Origin of the sequence: Mycobacterium sp. 1165178.9 (assembly GCF_001673555.1) — a bacterium.
Classification (GTDB): Bacteria; Actinomycetota; Actinomycetes; order Mycobacteriales; family Mycobacteriaceae; genus Mycobacterium.
The window spans coordinates 1-17,690 of the sequence record NZ_LZMB01000575.1; the positions used below are offsets into that span (position 1 = coordinate 1).

A 17,690-nucleotide genomic window follows, 5' to 3' on the forward strand; every position below is an offset into this window, starting at 1 on the left:
CAGTGGTCGAGTTGCTGCTTGGCCGAGCGGCTCTGGCGGGCGCCCTCGGCCGCCGCGCTGTCCATCAGGTCGGACGCAACCCGCGTGACACGATCGAGGGCCTCGGCCATGACTTCCTCCAATGCAACACTTCGTTACAAGCTGTAGCATAATGCTACACCGGCGCGTCCGGCCCGGCTACCCGCGAGCCTTCACGACAACATCCACGACGGCATCCACCTCGGGACCGATGTCGACGGTCATACCGGCCTCGTCGGGACCAAGGGGTTCCAGGGTGTCCAGTTGCGAGCGCAGCAACGCGGCCGGCATGAAGTGCTCGGTGCGGGCGGCCAGCCGGCCGCCGATCAATTCAGGCGAACCCGAAAGGTGCACGAATTCCACGTCAGGGCAGTGCGTGCGCAGCTGGTCGCGATACGCCCTCTTCAGTGCTGAGCAACTGGCCACGCCGCCGTCGCGATGGGCGGCCAACCAGTCGCCGACCCGTTCCAACCAGGGATAGCGGTCGTGGTCGTCGAGCGGTTCGCCCGCGGCCATCTTGGCGATGTTGGCCGGCGGATGCAAGGTGTCGGCATCGACAAACGGGACCCGCAAGCGCTGCGCGAGCGCCGCCCCCACCGTCGACTTGCCCGATCCGGAGACGCCCATCACCACGACGGAGGCCGGTCTGCTCACCTAAGTCTGTTCGCCGAGGTTGCGGTTCCATTCCAGCCAGCCGACACCGCTACGCCCGTCGGCGGTGCTGATCGTGGCCCAGACGCGGGGGAACTGGCTTACCCGCCCGTCCGTCGCGACGAGCCGGACCGGTGCCTGACCGCGCACGTCGACGTCCGCGGTGATGCCCGCGGGCTCGAGCACCAACGTCGCATCAAGTGGTAAACCGTTGCCGGCGAAGGACTCTCGTGAGTCAACGGTCTGCAGCTCGGTGACCTTGCCGTCGGCACCCTGGTTGTAGCCGATGCTGAACGCGGGCGCCCCGGGAATCCGGATGTTCACACCGTGCAGGTGGGTGCCGTCCTCCAGATGCAGGGCGCTCCATATCCAATCCATGCCCCACCAATCGCGTACGCCCCAGGAGTGATCACGTTGGCCCGCAACGGATTCCAGAAGGTAGCTGTGGTCATCGATCGTAACGCTGCCGGAGACGGTGCATGGGATTTCATAACGGGTCGTCAGGCCGTACTTGTACGGCGTGCCGTCGGTGGCCCACACCAGGCTCATGGTCATCTGGGCCGGGGTTCCGGGCTCGCCGCGCAACAACGCCGACGGATCGGCGTAAGCCTGGGCCCGCGCCCGCACGTCGACGCGATAGCTCTGCAGGGCCACCTCGGCGGAGTGCCCGAGCTCGATGCCATCGGTGCGCAGGGTCCACGGGTCCGACGGCAGCGCCACCTGCGCGTCCACGGCGACGGTCGGCATCCCGGGTCCGCACAACAGCACATGTAGCCACGCCATCCGTTGGTTGGCCACTCTGCCCAGTCGGAACCAGCCGCCCAATCCCTGTGCCGCATCGGCGAAGTCGGCGTACCAGCTCTCACTCCACAGCGGTTCGGCCGTGGGATCGTGGGCGAGTTCGTCCTCGGCCGACGGCCGCAACGGCTCGGGTGCTACCGCTTCGGGCAGCGTCGATAGCGCGTCCGTGTCGAGGACGTGGTCGCAGTGTCGCCGCAGCATCGTCATGAACATCTGGTCGCCGCGGTCGGTGCGCTCGACCAGCATCGACGAGACGATCGCCATCATCACCCCGAAGAAGCTCTGCCGCCGTACCCCGTCGGCGACGTCAGCCAGGGTGAGTGGCGCCTGCGGACCGAGCGCGTCGTGGTAGGCGCGCAGCAGCGCGTCGTAGTGCTGCCGGCGGTCCTCGGTAGGCAGGGCGCAACCGAGGAAGTAGGCCAGGTCGGTCAGGGCCGGACCCCAGGAGACGGTCTGCCAGTCGACCACCGTCAGTGCGCGATCCGCGCCGCCGGTGCCGAACAGCATGTTGTCCAGGCGGTAGTCGCCGTGCACCAGGCCCTGGACGCGCCCGCGCCCCGACGCCTCCGCCTCCTGGGCCAGGTAGCCGTCGAACGCGGCAACCAGGCGCTCGCACACCATCCGGTGCTCCGGCGCGATCTGGTCACCGTAGCGGTCGACGAAACCCGCATACAGCGTCGTGATCATGGCCTGGTTCAGCGGAGCCGCACGGTTGAGCCACGGCGCTGCGGCCAGCGAGACGTCGCCGAGCAGCGGTCCGTGCAGGCGTCCCAGTTCGACGGCTCCGAGGTGGGCCTGTTCTAGTGTGGCGCCGGCGATTTCGTCGCCCACCACGGCCGGCCCGGCATCCCCCAGCAACAGGTCGAACACGCCCGTCGAGGTGTCGATTGCCGCGTGGTAGCAGGGCGCGATGGGTCCGCCCAGGCGCGGCGCGATGTCGCCGTAGAAGCGCACCTCCCGCTCGTAGAGCCCTAGCGCCAGGCCGGTCTGCCGGCTGACCGGATCGGTGGCCGCGACCTTCAGCACCACCGACTCGGGCCCCTCCGCGGGTCCTTCGGCATAACCGAGCCGGACGCGATAGCACTCGCTCATCTGGCCGGTACCGATGCGCTCCACCGAGAAATCGGCGACGGGCCCGGTGCCGATGACCGCGGCAAGCCAGGAGGCGGTGAGGTCACTGGGTCGTTCGACGACTTGCTCGGTCTCGGCATGCATGGGGGTTAGCGTGCCAGGTCAACGCGCCAATGAGAAGCCGTCCCATGCCATTCGGCGATGTTGGTGTGGATCGAACTCGACTCTGGACTTACGGTCGAAGACCATCACGGCGCGGTCTTCGGCGGTGTAGAGGGGCCAGTCCTCCCCAGGCACCCCGGTGCGGCTGAACGCGCGCCAGCGCCGCTGCACCTGGTTGCTGACCCGCAACGCCGCCCGCTGGTCCGCCGCCGCGGTCAACAACGCGCCGAATCTGGTGCGGTAGACGTCGAAGACCGCGAGCAACTCGGTGGCGTGGGTGGCGCCGAAACCTGACCAGCGCAGCGTGCGCGGGGCGTAGTCATACCGGTAGAGGTAGGTCGGGGCATGCGCGCTGTGGGCCTCGGCGATCTGCCAGGCCGCCGAGGCGAAGGCGAAGTCGCCGCCGAGCTGGATGCAGGCCTCCCGGCCGGGATAATCGGGGTATGCGGCGGTAATGCGTTCGCGGATAGCGGGATCCGCCTCGGCAAGCAGCTCTTCGACCATCGTCTGGTTGGTCGGCAGCATCGCCAGGAACCGGGTGAACAACCGGCCCTCTTCGGCATTCGTGCCCACGATCAAAGGGACCCGGTGCGCCGCGCCACGCCGCATCGCCTCGACCGGGTCCATCGGCAGGATGTCGTCACCGAAGACGGGGCCAATCGGGAAGGCGCCAAGCCTGTCTTGCATGCCCTCGTCGATCAATCGGTGTTGGGTTTCCACCAGTTGGGCGGCGGACACCTGCATCAGCGCGTTGGCGGCGTCCTGCCTGCGCACTCCGAGCAGGTTGGCGAAACGGTTCGCGAACTCTGCCGCAACCTGTTTCGACCGCACCAGGCCCGAGGCCGGGCTTTCCGAGATCGCCCGGGCGAACAATCCTTCGGCGGCGGGCACCGCCAGCAGTGAGGCGGTGATGCACGCGCCCGCACTCTCGCCGAAAATGGTGACGTTGTCCGGGTCACCGCCGAATCCCGCGATGTTGTCGCGAATCCACTGCAGCGCCAGCACCAGGTCGCGCAGATACAGGTTGCTGTCGATGGTGATCTCCGGCGTCGACAGCGACGAAAAGTCCACGCACCCCAGCGCGCCCAGCCGGTAGTTCACGGAAACGTACACGCATCCCCGGCGCGCCAGGGCCGCGCCGTCGTACAACGGTGTCGCCGAGCTGCCCAGGAAATAGCCGCCGCCGTGGATGAACACCATGACCGGCAGCGGTCCCTCGGCAGCGCCCTCGGGCGCCACGACGTTGAGGGTCAGGCAGTCCTCGCTCATCGGCTGGTAGCGGCCTCCCAAACCCGACATGCCGAGCAGGGTGTAACGGCGCTGTTGAGGCGCGCAGTTGCCGAAGCCATGGCAGTGCCGGACACCCGACCACGGCTGGGCCGGCTGCGGCGCGCGGAAGCGCAGGCTTCCCACCGGTGGGCGGGCATACGGGATCGACCGCCACCGAGTGACCCCGTCGCGGGTGAAGCCTTCGACGGTGCCGATGGCCGTGCGTGCGCGGACAGTGCGGTCATGCATAACCCGACGGTAACCGACATGACCGCCGTAACGCGCGCACAGCGCCTTAATTGCCCGGCGCGGCGGTTAGCCTGACTGAATGCGGATAGCTGCGATGATCGCCGCGGCATTACTGGTCGCCGGATGCTCACACGGCACGGGCGGCCGTTCGGAGCCCACCGGAAGCACCACCCAGACATCCACCGGCCCCGGGGCGCCGGGAAACAAATCACCGGGACCATCCGCCGCGCCCGTCGCGGGCGCGGCAATATTTGACGTCATCGCGTGGATCGAGGCCGGTCATCCCGCCGATCCAAGCCGTTTTCACACGGCCACCCGCGATGGGGCGACCACGTCGCTGGGCGACGACATAGCACTGACGGCGATGGCGGGCAAGGTCTCCTGCATGACCGACGCCAAACACACCGGTGCCGCGCTGGCCTGCCTGGTGAGTCTGACCAACCCACCGCCGGCGCCCGCGACGGCCTACGGCCAATGGCAAGGCGGTTGGATCAGCTTCGACGGGATGAACCTGCAGGTCGGATCCGCCCGAGCCGACCCCGGTCCGTTCATCAACGGCAACGGACCGGAACTGGCGAACGGAGATTCGCTGTCATTCGGTGACTACCGGTGCCGCGCCGACCAGGCCGGCCTGTATTGCGTTGACTACGCGCACCAGTCGGCGGTCAAACTCAGCCCCGGCGGCATCGAGCCCTTCGGCTGCCTGAAGTCGACGCCACCCCCGGATGGTGTCGGCACGGCGTTCAGCTGCTGAAGCCGGCCATGATGATCGCGAAGAGCTCGCTCATCTCGTCGGCAGTTCCGCCCGGCACGGTGTAGCCGGCTTCGTCGCGGATCTCGCCCAGATGGTCGCGCACGTCCTCGATGGACAGTTCGGGACGGTAGAAGCCCTTTGTCCTGCCGATGAAGAACCGTGAAACATGGCCTGCCCCAACGGTATAGATCTCCCCCGACACCGGGCAATCCCGGTGGGTCAGGTAAGCGGCCACGGGAGCCACCAACGCGGGATCCAGTCGCTGTAGATATTGACTCACCATGTCGTCCAGCACCGCTTGCGCAGCGGGATCACCGGGCTGGGCGGCACTGTCCAGGGAGTGCGCCAGCATCCGCGTATAGGCGATGGGGGCAATGGCATTGACCTTGATGTCGCGACCGGCGGCTTCGGCGGCGAGAACACGGGTCAGGCCGATCAGTCCGGTCTTTGCCGAGCCGTAGTTACTCATACCGGCGGCGCCTAAGATTCCGGCCGCCGAACAGGTATGGAGAATGCGGCCATACCCTCGCTCGCGCATCGCTTTCCACGCGGGCCTCGTCACGTAGAAAGCGCCCTTCAGATGCACGTCCAACAGTGGTTCGACGCGGTCGGCGGTCATGTCCTCGAACGGCGCGTCCCGCACGATGCCGGCGTTGTTGATCACGATGTCGACTCGGCCCCATGCGTCCAGGGCGGTGCCGATGATCGCCTGCCCGCCTTCAGGATTGGAGACGCTGTGGCTGTCGGCGACCGCCTCACCACCCCGGTCGCGTATCTCATCGACCACGGCGTCCGCCGCCGCGGCGTCCGATCCGTCCCCGGTCACCGAGCCCCCGATATCGTTGACGACGACGCGCGCGCCACGCGAGGCAAGCAGCAGGGCGTATTGCCTGCCCAGACCGCCGCCGGCGCCGGTGATCACGGCGACCTGGTCGTCAAATCTCAGTTCGCCGCTCACCAACGCACCGGAAGTTCTTTCATGCCATAGATGTTGGCGTCTTTGAAGCTCAGCTGCTCCTTAGTCACCGCCAGTTCGAGGCCGGGCAGGCGGCGCGCCAGCGTCGCGAACGCGACCTGCATTTCGACGCGGGCGAGATTCGCTCCGATGCATTGATGGACGCCGTACCCGAAGCCCAGGTGCCCGTGGGTGTTTCGGTCGACATCGAAGGATTCGGGATTGTCGACGAATTCCGCGTCCCAGTTCCCGGCGAGCAAGCTCATCATCACATACTCCCCGGCGCGAATGCGCTGACCGCCGATCATCAGGTCTTCAGTCGCCACCCGGTCGACCTGGCTGTGCACGATGGTGAGGTAACGCATGAGCTCTTCGACGATGTTCGCGATGACGACAGGGTCTTCGGTCTTTCCGAGACGCTCGAAGACATTGGGATGTTCCAGCAGCGCAACCGTTCCCAACGAGATCATGTTGGCGGTGGTCTCGTGGCCGGCCTGCATCATGATCACGGCGTTCATGGCCGTGGTCGCATGGTTGAGCTGGCCCGTCGCCACGTATTCGGTGACCAGGCGGCTGATCAAGTCGTCGCCGGGTTCGTGCGCCTTGCGTTCCACCAACTCCTCGATGTAGGCGTACATGGCCCCGAAAGCCTGTCCCTTTTCCGCGTCGGTGGACCTTTGGTCAAGCCCCTTAGTGGTGTTGAACTGGAAGAGTTCAAGGTCTTCGGGTGGCACTCCGAGCAGGAGCGCGATCACCATTGACGGCACCGGCAAGGCGAATTCACGCACCAGATCGGCCGGCGGGCCGTGCTCTATCATCTGGCCGAGATAGTGGTCGACCATGTCCTGGATCTGCGGCCGCATCGATTCGCAACGCCTGAAGGTGAAGTTACTGGTCATCATGCGCCGCAGTCGGTGATGCTCGGGATCATCCGTCCGCGCGAACATCACCGGGACCTTGTTGTCGTCGTCCTTCGGCATGATGGAGTCCGGAATGGTCTTCGCGGACAAGCGAGGATCGACAAGGGCCGCCCTGATGTCCCGGTAGCGGCTGACCACCCAGACCGGGTTGCTTTGGAACATCGCCTGTCGTAGCCCGGGACCGTCCCGCCACTCCCGAAACTCGGGCGGGGGCGAGAGTGGGCACGTCGCCGGCCGCGGGATCGGCAGCACCGGCAGACCGGCATCGGAACGCACTTCGGAAGTTGTTGACATGAACCGTGTTTCCTCTTAAGTGTCAGCTGTCTGCCAGTTATAGAGCGTAAAGCCAGCCTAGTTGGCAGTCAACCGTCAGTTACGCTGTCACCATGACCGCGGTTGAGGACCGGCCGTTGCGGGCCGACGCGGCGCGCAACGTCGAGCGCATCCTGCGTGCGGCGCGTGCGGTGTACGCAGAGTTGGGGCCCGACGCGCCGGTGGAGGCCGTCGCGCGCCGTGCGGGCGTCGGTGAGCGGACCCTCTATCGCAGATTTCCCACCAAGGCCGACCTGGTCCGCGCCGCCCTGGATCAAAGCATTGCCGAGGACCTCACCCCGGTGATCGACAGCGCCCGCCACGCCAAGGATCCGCTGCACGGCCTCACCCAACTGATCGAAGCGGCGATCTCGCTGGGGGCCCGCGAACACAGCCTGCTGACCGCCGCGCGCCGGGCGGGATCGCTCACGTCCGACATCTCGGTGTCGCTCAACGCGGCGCTCGGCGAGCTCGCCCGAGCGGGCCAGCGTGCGGGCAGCATCCGCGCCGACCTCGTCAGCGACGATCTGCCCCGCCTCGTCGCGATGCTCTTCAGCGTGCTGTCGACCATGGATGCGGCCGGCGACGGTTGGCGACGCTATGTCGCGCTCATCGTCGACGCGATATCGGTCGACGACCGGCGGCCGCTGCCTCCGGCCGCCGCCTTGCGTTACGAGGTGCAGCCGGACAGCTGGCCCCTGTAATCGGGTACGAGCTCAGCTAGCCGGCAAGCCCGCTTTGACCGCGGCCTCTTGCTTACGGGCGAGATCGAGCATGACATCGGCCGGCGTGGGATTGCCTATGACACAGTCGGACTCCAGGTCGACCATGGCCCTGCCCACGACGAACACCGCCTCGGAGATCTCCATCGGGTTGGACGGGTCGGTCCCCTGCCCGATCACCAAGAACCCGTTGGTGCCGACGTCGATGGGCTGCTGCTGCCCGTTGACCTTCTTGCCCACGACATCGCGCATGTTCGCCGCCGTCTGGGTGGCCGTGCCCGCGTCGGGAAACACCGCGATCGTGTCGATGATGGTGCGCTTACCGTCCGGATTCTTGAAGACCTGTCCCACGCCGGTGATGCCACTGGGGTTCTGGCTCGGCGGCCCGTCGGCGGTGGCATTCGGGCCGACGTCGCTGGGCTTGATCAGCAGGTGGCTGTAGTCCGCCGGCGCCCCCGGCGACGCCGGGCCCCCGCTGGCCGAGGAGCCCGAGGTCGCCGACGGCGAGGCCGAACCCGATGATGTGGTGGTGTTCTTGTCCCCGCCGCAGCCCACCACCGTCGCGCTGATCAACACCGCGGTAGCCGCCAACCCGAGCGCGGACGTCCGCACCATATTCATAAGGTTCTCCTTTTAGAAGTCAGCTATTTGTATCCCTTACCGCGCGCGTAGACACTGCGACACACGAAATCCGGCTGACGAACGAATGTCCATCTACAGACCAGCCTATGGGCTTGACACCGATCTCAGTAAGTGCATTCGTTTGCCGGCGGCGTGGCTTTGCCCTTCGAAGTCCTAGTTGATGGTGACTCCCGCGTCGACCTTGAACTGCAGTCCCGTCACATAGCGTGACTCGTCGGAGAGCAGGAACAAAACCGCGTGACTGACTTCCGCGGGTTCGACGGCCGGTGTGGGCATCGCGTTGACAAAGATGGGAATCAGGTCGGACCGCCGTTCGCCCAGCAGGAGCCCGAATGACGACGGGATCATTCCCGTCGGAACACCGGTCGGCAGCACGGCGTTGACGCGCACGTTCTGTGCCGCCAATTCGTTGGCCAGGGCCAGTGTCACGCCGACCACGCCGTATTTGGCCGCCGTGTAGGGCGTCTGTAGCGGGAAGCCTTTGATGGCACCCGCGGAGCTGACGTTGACCAGGCTGCCACCGCCCTGGCTGAGCAAGTGGGGTATCGCCGCGGCGCAGGTGTTCCATACCCCGATGAGATTGATGTCGACCACCGTGCGCCACTGCTCGGCAGTCGTCTCGTCCCAAGACGCCACCGTGAGCACGCCGGCATTGGCCACGGCGCCGTCGAGACCTCCGAGCTCGGCGACGCCGTTATCGACCGCGGAGCGCAACCGCTCCTCGTCGCGAACGTCGACGACACGGCTGACGCAGCGCACCCCGAAATTCTCTACTAGCCTTACTGTTTCGGCCAGGTCGTCTTCCGTAGCCAGGGGATACTCGATCTGCGGTAGCGATTGGCAGATGTCGAGCAGGATGAGGTCGGCCCCCTCTTGGGCAAGCCGCAAGGCGTGGCTGCGGCCCAAACCGCGGGCGGCGCCGGTAACCACAATTCGCTTACCGGCGACACGGCCGCTTATTGCTCGCTCCACATCAGCCCGCGCATCGTTGCGGACAACGGAACATCCTCGACACCGACGAGCCCCTGGGGGGCGCGGCATACCCAGTCGATCGCGTTGACGACGCGGCCGGCCGTTGAAATGCAGCCGGCATCAGTGGAATCGAACAGCGGGTGGGAGACGTGGGTGTTGATTTCGACCCGCGGTTCACCCTCCACGACGACGCGATGCACTCCGGTATGACCCTCGGGTGGGAATTCCCAGTCGGGCGCGGCTGCGGCGGTGAGCCTGGTGACGTGTTCGAGCGTGATCACCGGCTCGCCGTCGCGCACTCCCTCGGTGGCGAAGCGCACCGCGGCCATCCGCCCCGGCTGCACCGTCATCATGGTGCAGTCGATGCGCTCCGACGTGTACCAAGGTTCGATGCGCTGACGCACGTCGTCGAGCTTGATATCGAGATTGTCCGCCAGGCCGCGGACCTGCCCACCCCACATCGCCACGATCACCCCGGGCAAGAACATCATCGGCGTGTCGTCGTCCGGAGCTGAGCCGAAACCCATTGCGGCACCGGTGAACTCGGCGTCGTCGTAGTTTCCGTAGTCGAAGATCTCCTGCACGGTGATCGATGAGACCCGTGTGGTCAGGCTGACCGCGGAGTGCACCAGCGTGTCTCCGGAGAATCCGGGGTCGATGCCGTTGACGTAAAGCGAGGCGTCGCCGGCCGCGCAGGCACGCTCCAGGGGCTCCTGCAACCAATCGTCGGCGTGGCGGGGCGTGACCAACCAGACCATCGACGTGCCGACCACATTCGTACCCGCCGAGAGGAACTTGGACATCTGCTCGATGGCTTCCATCGGCCGGGTCTCGCCCTGCGACGTGTAAACCACGCAGTCGGCGGCGAGGCCCACCAGCGCGTCGATGTCGTCGGTGGCAACGATCCCGGTCGGTTTGTCCAGCCCGCACAACTGCGCCGCGTCCTGACCGACCTTCTCCGCGCTGGCGGCGTGCACGCCGACCAGTTCGAGGTCAGGTCTGCCGATGATGGCACGCAACGAATGCCGGCCGACATTTCCGGTGGAAAATTGAATGACTCTGCGCACGGCTAGCCTCGTTCTTCCGGCGGTGGGTGAAGACCCATCATGACGCGTTCACATCCGCCGCAGGGTCAGTAATCCGGTATCGGCAACGGCGAATTGTTCGAGTCGATGCCGCCGTCCACGTGAAAAGTCGCGTTGGTCGCATAACAATCGCGGGTGGACAGATACACCGCCAGCCGTCCGAGGTCCTCGACGTCGCCCAGCCGGTGCAGGGGTGTGGCCTCTTGCATCTTCTCCAGCGACCCCGGCATCAGGTCCAGGCTGCCCTTCAGACCGTCGGTGGCGAATGATCCCAGGGCGATGGCGTTGACGCGAATCTTCGGGGCGAGTTCCTGCGCCATGGCGCGGGTGAGCGCTTCGAGGCCACCCTTCGCAACGCAATAGGCGGTCAGCGCCCGGATGCCGAACCGAGCCGAGCCCGACGAGATGTTGATGATGGAGCCGCGTCCGGCGCTGAGCATGTGCGGGGCCGCCAACTGACTCATGATGAAGGCCGACGTCACGCACCAGTCGAACGTATGCCGGAAATCCTCGTCGGTGATATCCAGGAATCGCGCGTAGGTGGAACCGCCGACATTGTTGACCAGGATGTCGATGCGGCCGAACCGATCCATGGCGCTATTCACGACGCGCTCTGAATCTGGACGGCTCATCGCATCCGCTACGAGCGCCAGACCCTTGCCGCCCGCGGCCTCGATACCCTCAATCGTGCCAACGATATCCGCCTCGGTGCGTGCGGTCCCGACGACCGTGGCGCCCGCCTCCGCCAAGACGCGGGCGATGCCTGCTCCGACACCCTTGCCGGCGCCGGTGACGATCGCGACTTGCCCGTCCAGCCGGAACTGCTCCAATGCCATGCCGGGCTCCCTCGATCGAATGTGTGCGCCGTTCAATCTAGGAAGATTGCTGACTAAAGTCAACGAATCTATGATCCCGATATCGATCGTCGTCCGGATGGTCCGACAATGCTCAAGTTGTGCAAGCCTTTTTGGCCGAGACACGGCATACTGGTCGGGTTAGCCTCGAAGCTCTTACATGAGCCAGGTCAACCGTGAGGAAAGCAATGGCTGTGACGGATCGGCTGTCGGCACGAGAAGCCAAGCGCCTGCAGACGCGGGAGCGTTTGATGGGCGCGGCGATCGCGGAGTTCGCGCGCGCCGGCATGGCCGAAGCCGACGTGGCTGCCATTGTGGCCGCGGCGGGCGTCGCCCACGGAACCTTCTTCTTCCACTTCCCCACCAAGGAGCATGTGCTGCTCGAGCTGGAGCGCCGCGAAGAGGACCGCATTGCCAAGCAGTACGCGCAATTCTTGAAGTCCAAGCACGACCTGGTTTCCGCGCTGAATGAAGCGGTCCGCCTGGTGGTCGGATTGGAGCGCCGACTGGGCGATCGGCTCTTCAATGACTTTCTCGCGCTGCATTTCTCCCAGACCCGACCGCAGGCCGAAGATGGCAGGGATCACCCGCTGATCGTGCTCGTCGCGCAGGAGATCGCGCAGGCCCAAGAACGCGGCGAGACGGATTCGGATGTGGACCCCATGAACAGCGCGGTGTTCTTCTTGCTGGGTCTCTACGCCCTGTTGATCACAACCAGCCACTGGCCGACTGGCCACACCCTGCTGGAAGACTACGTCGCGAGGACGCTGCGCGGCTTGAAGCCCTGACCCCGCAAGGTCTTTCGCGGCTAGCGCACCACGCCGAGCAACGGCACGAGTCCCAGTTCTTTGTGGGTGAGGAAGCCCGGCGCGGCATCGCAGACGGCGGGAACCGTGTTCGCCGGGCCCATCGCGGTCCAGGTGTAGCCCGGCCTGGGGTAGTTGCCCTGCGGGTCGGCCGGCGCCTGCAGGATCAGCTCGGTGGGCTCGTCGCCCTCGATCACGATGCGGTAGTGATGGTGGCCGCCCCAATCCGGCTGCGGCTCAATGGCATCGTAAGAGTCCATGGTGTACATCTCGTGGAAGGTGATGAGGGGCTTGTTGTCGACCCACGTCGTCCACTTGTGATGCTGCGAGGCGACGGTACCTTTTTTGATCGTGCCCTTGAAGCCCGGCATGTCGCTGGACGGCCCGCCCTCGTAGGGGATGTCCCGGATCGCGGTGCCCAGTTCGACTTCCGTCGTGTATTTGTCGACGGTCTTCCCTAGCCCGTCGACCACCATGGCCATCGATTGCGCGAAAAGTGGCCAGGCGTTGCCCAGCAGATTCGGTCCCGCCCTGAACTCTTCGGGGGTGTTCCCCATCCCCATCTCGTGCAGGTACTTCAGCGTGTCCTTGCCGAAGTTCACCACCTCGTAGATGTGGATGGAGTCGATTCGGCTGACGATGCGGGCGAGCGTCAGAACCAGGAGGTCACCGGCAAAACCGGGGTTGACACCTCCGGCGTGGAACGACGTCCCGCCCTCGTGGCATGCCGCATCGATCTTGTCGATGTCGGCCTGGCTGTGCTCGGTGCGAAACCACCATGCACCCCCGGATGCGACAACATTCTTGCCCGAGCGCAGCAGGCGGCAGACCTCGTCGGGATCCGACCACAACGGCGCGTAGAACACGCAATCGGCGTCGAGGGCTTCGATTTCCGCCTTGTCGGTGGTGGCGAGCACCCCGATAGGCGAGACACCGACCAGTTCACCCGCGTCCTTGCCCACCTTCTCCGGGCGGTTGCAGAGCACCCCGACCACCTCGTAGGCGGGGTTGTGCGCGAAATGGCGCAACGCGATCGTGCCGACGTTGCCTACGCCCCATTGGATAACGCGATATTTCTTCTCGGCCGGCGAGTTGAGCGTCATTGCTACTCCTTTACATGGCCGGACGCGCTGAGCGCTCGCTGAGCGTAGGCGTCCCCGAAATGCTGTGTCAACGATCTGAAGCTGACTTTTGTCAGTTGAACCAGCGCGAAAGCGTGACTCGTCCGGCGGCAGTCGACATGAATCCAACCGCTGTGGACACCGTAGAGGTGCTTGCTCGACCTCTTCTGCTGACTGCAGTCAGCCTGTTATAGTGCAGACGCCGATCCAACCACTGGAGGGTTCGTGAATCTGCCGAAGCTCGAGTCAACCGGCGCCGCGCAGGCGAGCCTGACCATCGACGAGCACATGGAACGCTCGCAATTCGCGCAGCGTCAGGCCGACAAATGGCTTATCTCCGGCAGTCTGCTGATCGGCACCGCGGCGCTCGGCATCTTCGGCCTGCCGCTATTCCTTTGGGGAGTGCGGTTGCTGCGCCGTGCCCAACGCGACGGCCTCTCGGTGCGGCCCATGCTGGTCACGTTGCTCGGCTACCTCGTGATCATCGACGCCGCGATCAACACCGTCGGATGGGCGCTCGACCTGATGGCAAACCACACCATTCTGGCCCGCGTGCTGCTCAACGGCTGGGGCAACATGTTCGACGCCGGCTACTTCTGGCATTACAACGAGTTGTGGGTGGGCGGCGCGGCCGGCCCCGGCGAAAAGGCCTTGGAAGTCGGTCTGATCCTGACCGTCTTCACGATGCGCATCGCGGCCGCCATCGGGTTCCTGCAGATGAAGCGCTGGGGCCATCAGTGGATGGTCATCACCTGCTGGATGGGCGTGGTCATCTGGATCACCTATGTCTTCAACATGACCATGTTCGCCGACGTGCGCTTCGCCGGCGTCGTGCTGCCGGTCGTCGGATGGTGGCTCTACGACATCTTCTACATCACCCCGTTCCTGGCCATCCCCTACCTGCACACCGTCAACCGCGAGCTCTTCTCCGACTGAAATGCGCGAGCTGAAATCCACTACGTCACCGAGGAAGTCACATCATGGGTTATCTGTGGGAGATCCTTCGCTACGTCGCCGCGTGGGGCGGCACGGGCTTGATCATCTGGTTCTGGTACTGGCTGTTCTCCAACATCGGCACGTTCTGAGCGGCGGGCCGGGTAGGCGGGACGCGCGGGATCCTGGCAATGGCTGAGCAATCCGATGCGCACGCGATGGCGCTGGAACGCAGTTGCGCGGTGACGGCGGTCGCGCTGAGCGAGCAGCGTCGCGAAGGCGCCCGGCTCGTCACGGGCGAACGGCGCAGCTTCGGCTTGAACGCGGCGCTCACCTTCGTCCAGGTCCCGTATCCCGTGCCGCCGGACTGGACACGCCGGACCCTGACCTGCGGTGTTGCCCTGCAATGTTCACCATCGAAGGAACGCGTCACCGACTATCGGCTCAACGAGCTGACCGCTCGCGAGCTTTGCGCGCTCAGGCTTGTCGAGGCCGGCGTGGCGCTGGGCTGGATAGCGTCGCGGTGGCCAGGCTTGCTGCCCGACCTCCAACGGCTCCTCCCCGACCTGCACGCCGAGGCCGGCGACCTGGGCGGCGCCGAGATGCTCAACCGGGCAATCGCATTGGCGGCCAGCGGCCAGGCTTTGCAGATTCATCCATTGCTGGGGACCTTGCCGGTGGCGTACACCGCGCCGCACGGATTGACCGACAAGTTGCGGCGCAGCTTCGGCAGGATGCCCTGGACGACGACGCAGAAGCGAATTCCGCGGCCGTATTCGGTTCCCGTCGGCGGCGACGGCGGCGTCCGCAACCCGAACCTGCCACCACCGAGCCGCCCGCAGGACAACGATCTCGACATCACACCGGAACACCGGCCCGGGATCCCCTATCCCGAATGGAACATGTGGACACAGCGATTCATGCGCGACCACGTCGCCCTGATAGAGCGGGCCGAGCATGCCGACGGCCGGCGCACCCGCCGTCCCGTTCCGGTGGCCGTCGACGTGCGCAAGTGGTTCGAAGAGCACACCCATCGCGCGATGACCAACCGCCTCGAGGACGGCTCCGATTTGGACGTCGACCAATACGTCAACCACTACATCGACCTGTCCACCGGTGAGGCCAAGGAGCCGAGGGTATTCCGCGACTTGCTGCCCAGTGGCCGCGATGTGACCACCGCGCTGCTGCTCGATGGCAGCTCGTCGCTAGGGGTGCATGGCGGTCGCGTGTTCCAGCTCGAATTAGCCTGTGCCGACGCGCTTTCCCGTGCCATGACGCTGGCGCGCGAGCCCCACGGCGTCTTCGTATTCACTGGCAATACCCGCCATCGCGTCGAAGTGCGCTGCCTGAAGGACTTCGAAGACCGGGGGTTCGTTCCGCCCAGCGGGCTGGGCCTATCAACCCGCGGATACACCAGACTGGGTGCGCCACTTCGCCATCTGACGAGCCGCCTGCTGGCGCAGGCCTCCGAGCGGCGCCTGCTGATCATCATCGGCGACGGGCTGATCTCAGACGAGGGTTACGAGGGCCGTTACGCCTGGGCCGACGCCGCGCATGCGGTCGAGGAGGCCAACGATGCCGGGGTGTCGATGTACTACGTCGGCGTCGGACCGACACGGGTCGATCCCCTGCCCGAGGTGTTCGGTCCGCGCCGGTCGCAACGCATCCGGCGCATCGAGGAGCTGCCGCGGGTACTGGCCCATGTCCATCGCGAACTGGTCGCCGCGTGAGCGCCGGCCTGCTGAGGAAGAGATGACCACCGAGACGTATTTCGCCAACGGCAACGAGATCCAGCTGTTCGAACAGGCTTTCCGCCAACGGATTCCGGTCATGCTCACCGGCCCGACCGGATGCGGCAAAACGCGCTTCGTCGAACACATGGGCTCGCTGCTGCAACGGCCCGTGGTCACCATCAGCTGCCACGACGACCTCACCAGCTCCGATCTCGTCGGGCGCTTCATGGTGACCGGCGGCGACGTGGTGTGGACCGATGGCCCGCTGACCCGGGCTGTCAAGGCGGGCGCGATCTGCTACCTCGACGAGGTCGTCGAGGCCCGGCACGACTCACTGGCGATCCTGCACTCGCTCACCGATCACCGGCGCTCGCTCTACCTCGACCGAGCCGGCGAGGTGGTGCAGGCGCCGGAAGAGTTCATGCTGGTGTGCTCGTACAATCCGGCATATCGCAGCTCCCTCAAGGAGCTCAAACCCTCGTTCCGCCAGCGGTTCGCCACGCTGGCGATGAACTACCTGCCGCCCGACCGCGAGGCCGACGTGGTCGTCGCCGAATCCGGAATCCCCGTGGAGGCAGCGACCCGGTTGGTCGGATGCGCGGTCGCGATCCGCACCGCCGACGAGGCCTTTCACTTCGAGCCTCCGTCGACCAGGGTGCTGGTCACGGCCGCCCAGTTGATCGCTGCCGGCGCAGCCGAATTGGACGCGGCCAACGCATGCATACTCGCGCCGCTGAGCACCGACGGCGCGGTCACCGACGGTCTACGTGAAGTCGCGGCGGCCAGCCTGGCCCCCTCGAATGCCTCGAGCAGTCGTTAGAAAGGAGCAACCGGTATGGACCGACAGGAGCAGAAGCGCAAGAGGGCGCTCATCGTCTTCCAGATCTTCATCTACGGCTACCTGCTGGCGATGTTCGGCGTCCAGCTGTACATGTCGTTCGCCCGCGGGTGGTGGGATCTGTGACTGTCTCTGCCGCGCAGGCTAGTTCGGTCGGCCTCGAGGATCACCACGACGAATCCCGCCGAGCCCAGCGTCGCGCCGACAAGTGGATGATCGTCGGTGCCGCGCTGATGGGCATGTGGGCGCCGGGTCTGATCGGGTTTCCCATTTTCATGCGCGGGGTATGGCTGCAGCGCCAAGCACTGCGCGCCGGCTTGTCGGTACGGCCCATGATCGTGACCCTGATCGGTTACCTGGTCCTGATCGACGGAATGCTCAACAGCCTTGGCTGGGCCCTGGACCTGGTGGCCAACCACACGTTGATCAACCGAGTGCTGATGGTGGGCTGGGGCAACATGTTCGACGCCGGCTATTTCTGGCACTACAACGAGCTGTGGGTCGGGGGCGCCGCGGGGCCGGGCGAGAAGGCCTATGTCGCCGGCCTGATCCTGACAGTGTTCTCGATGCGGGTGGCCGCGGCGATCGGCTTCTTACAGATGAAGCGCTGGGGTCACCAGTGGATGGTCGTCACGTGCTGGATGGGCGTGGTGATCTGGTCGGCCTACGTGTTCAACATGACCATGTTCGCCGACGTGCGATATGCCGGTGTCGTCTTCCCGGTCATCGGCTGGTGGCTCTACGACATCTTCTACATCACTCCGTTCCTCGCCATCCCCTATCTGCACACCGTCAATCGCGAAATCTTCTCCGACTAGCAAG

The 17,690-nt window shown here is 65.6% G+C and carries 18 protein-coding genes and 1 pseudogene; 8 read left to right on the forward strand and 11 right to left on the reverse strand.

Features of this window, described 5'->3' with window-relative positions:
* The 4 genes and pseudogenes from A5652_RS27255 to A5652_RS24525 all read right to left on the reverse strand — a co-directional run.
* Positions 1-110 (reverse strand): annotated as a pseudogene (locus A5652_RS27255) (hypothetical protein); the annotation flags it as partial.
* Positions 111-177: 67 nt separating this feature from the next.
* The gene (locus A5652_RS24515) at positions 178-672 is read right to left on the reverse strand and encodes a gluconokinase (protein WP_067358169.1); all 495 of its coding nucleotides are present in this window, start codon (positions 670-672) and stop codon (positions 178-180) included.
* Positions 673-2,685, reverse strand: coding sequence for a phosphotransferase (locus tag A5652_RS24520; RefSeq protein WP_067358172.1), 2,013 nt, complete (start codon positions 2,683-2,685; stop codon positions 673-675). It lies immediately after the preceding gene.
* Between the two features lie 18 nt (positions 2,686-2,703).
* Positions 2,704-4,221, reverse strand: a complete 1,518-nt coding sequence (locus A5652_RS24525) for a carboxylesterase/lipase family protein (RefSeq protein WP_067358175.1) — start codon at positions 4,219-4,221, stop codon at positions 2,704-2,706.
* Between the two features lie 79 nt (positions 4,222-4,300).
* On the opposite strand from A5652_RS24525, the gene A5652_RS24530 reads away from it, so the two are divergent.
* Complete coding sequence (locus A5652_RS24530) at positions 4,301-4,975, forward strand: hypothetical protein (RefSeq protein WP_197514099.1); 675 nt, start codon at positions 4,301-4,303, stop codon at positions 4,973-4,975.
* On the opposite strand, the gene A5652_RS24535 is transcribed toward A5652_RS24530, so the two are convergent.
* Positions 4,965-5,897, reverse strand: coding sequence for an SDR family NAD(P)-dependent oxidoreductase (locus A5652_RS24535; protein WP_232001427.1), 933 nt, complete (start codon positions 5,895-5,897; stop codon positions 4,965-4,967). The two genes, A5652_RS24530 and A5652_RS24535, sit on opposite strands and share 11 nt — an antisense overlap.
* Before the next feature lie 32 nt (positions 5,898-5,929).
* The gene (locus tag A5652_RS24540; RefSeq protein WP_067358185.1) at positions 5,930-7,144 is read right to left on the reverse strand and encodes a cytochrome P450; all 1,215 of its coding nucleotides are present in this window, start codon (positions 7,142-7,144) and stop codon (positions 5,930-5,932) included.
* A 92-nt stretch (positions 7,145-7,236) separates the two neighbouring features.
* Here A5652_RS24540 and A5652_RS24545 point away from each other — a divergent pair, with 92 nt between their 5' ends.
* Positions 7,237-7,866, forward strand: a complete 630-nt coding sequence (locus tag A5652_RS24545; RefSeq protein ID WP_067358188.1) for a TetR/AcrR family transcriptional regulator — start codon at positions 7,237-7,239, stop codon at positions 7,864-7,866.
* A gap of 12 nt (positions 7,867-7,878) precedes the next feature.
* Here the strand turns inward: A5652_RS24545 and A5652_RS24550 are convergent, their stop codons facing one another.
* The 4 genes from A5652_RS24550 to A5652_RS24565 all read right to left on the reverse strand — a co-directional run bounded on the left by A5652_RS24550 (position 7,879) and on the right by A5652_RS24565 (position 11,419).
* Complete coding sequence (locus A5652_RS24550; RefSeq protein WP_067358191.1) at positions 7,879-8,505, reverse strand: hypothetical protein; 627 nt, start codon at positions 8,503-8,505, stop codon at positions 7,879-7,881.
* Between the two features lie 174 nt (positions 8,506-8,679).
* Entirely contained in the window at positions 8,680-9,486 is an 807-nt protein-coding gene (locus A5652_RS24555) for a mycofactocin-coupled SDR family oxidoreductase (protein ID WP_067358228.1), read from the reverse strand.
* Positions 9,483-10,565 carry a dihydrodipicolinate reductase gene (locus A5652_RS24560; protein WP_067358194.1) on the reverse strand — a complete coding sequence of 361 codons (1,083 nt, stop codon included), beginning with the start codon at positions 10,563-10,565 and terminating at the stop codon, positions 9,483-9,485. The genes A5652_RS24555 and A5652_RS24560 overlap by 4 nt, the downstream gene beginning before the upstream one ends.
* 65 nt (positions 10,566-10,630) lie before the next feature.
* A complete protein-coding gene (locus A5652_RS24565; protein WP_067358197.1) occupies positions 10,631-11,419 on the reverse strand; it encodes an SDR family NAD(P)-dependent oxidoreductase in 789 nt (262 codons plus the stop codon).
* Between the two features lie 206 nt (positions 11,420-11,625).
* Here A5652_RS24565 and A5652_RS24570 point away from each other — a divergent pair, with 206 nt between their 5' ends.
* The gene (locus A5652_RS24570; RefSeq protein WP_067358200.1) at positions 11,626-12,225 is read left to right on the forward strand and encodes a TetR/AcrR family transcriptional regulator; all 600 of its coding nucleotides are present in this window, start codon (positions 11,626-11,628) and stop codon (positions 12,223-12,225) included.
* 20 nt (positions 12,226-12,245) lie between these two features.
* Here the strand turns inward: A5652_RS24570 and A5652_RS24575 are convergent, their stop codons facing one another.
* Entirely contained in the window at positions 12,246-13,346 is a 1,101-nt protein-coding gene (locus tag A5652_RS24575) for a dihydrodipicolinate reductase (RefSeq protein ID WP_067358203.1), read from the reverse strand.
* A 306-nt stretch (positions 13,347-13,652) separates the two neighbouring features.
* Here A5652_RS24575 and A5652_RS24580 point away from each other — a divergent pair, with 306 nt between their 5' ends.
* From A5652_RS24580 to A5652_RS24595, 5 genes are all read left to right on the forward strand, one after another.
* The gene (locus A5652_RS24580) at positions 13,653-14,300 is read left to right on the forward strand and encodes a hypothetical protein (RefSeq protein ID WP_197514101.1); all 648 of its coding nucleotides are present in this window, start codon (positions 13,653-13,655) and stop codon (positions 14,298-14,300) included.
* 188 nt (positions 14,301-14,488) lie between these two features.
* Positions 14,489-16,027 carry a nitric oxide reductase activation protein NorD gene (locus tag A5652_RS24585; RefSeq protein ID WP_067358208.1) on the forward strand — a complete coding sequence of 513 codons (1,539 nt, stop codon included), beginning with the start codon at positions 14,489-14,491 and terminating at the stop codon, positions 16,025-16,027.
* Between the two features lie 22 nt (positions 16,028-16,049).
* Positions 16,050-16,850, forward strand: coding sequence for an AAA family ATPase (locus A5652_RS24590; protein WP_067358231.1), 801 nt, complete (start codon positions 16,050-16,052; stop codon positions 16,848-16,850).
* Between the two features lie 15 nt (positions 16,851-16,865).
* On the forward strand, positions 16,866-16,994 hold the full coding sequence (locus tag A5652_RS29005; RefSeq protein ID WP_011724800.1) for a hypothetical protein: 129 nt from the start codon (positions 16,866-16,868) through the stop codon (positions 16,992-16,994).
* A complete protein-coding gene (locus A5652_RS24595) occupies positions 16,991-17,686 on the forward strand; it encodes a hypothetical protein (RefSeq protein ID WP_067358210.1) in 696 nt (231 codons plus the stop codon). The genes A5652_RS29005 and A5652_RS24595 overlap by 4 nt, the downstream gene beginning before the upstream one ends.
* Positions 17,687-17,690 lie beyond the last annotated feature (4 nt).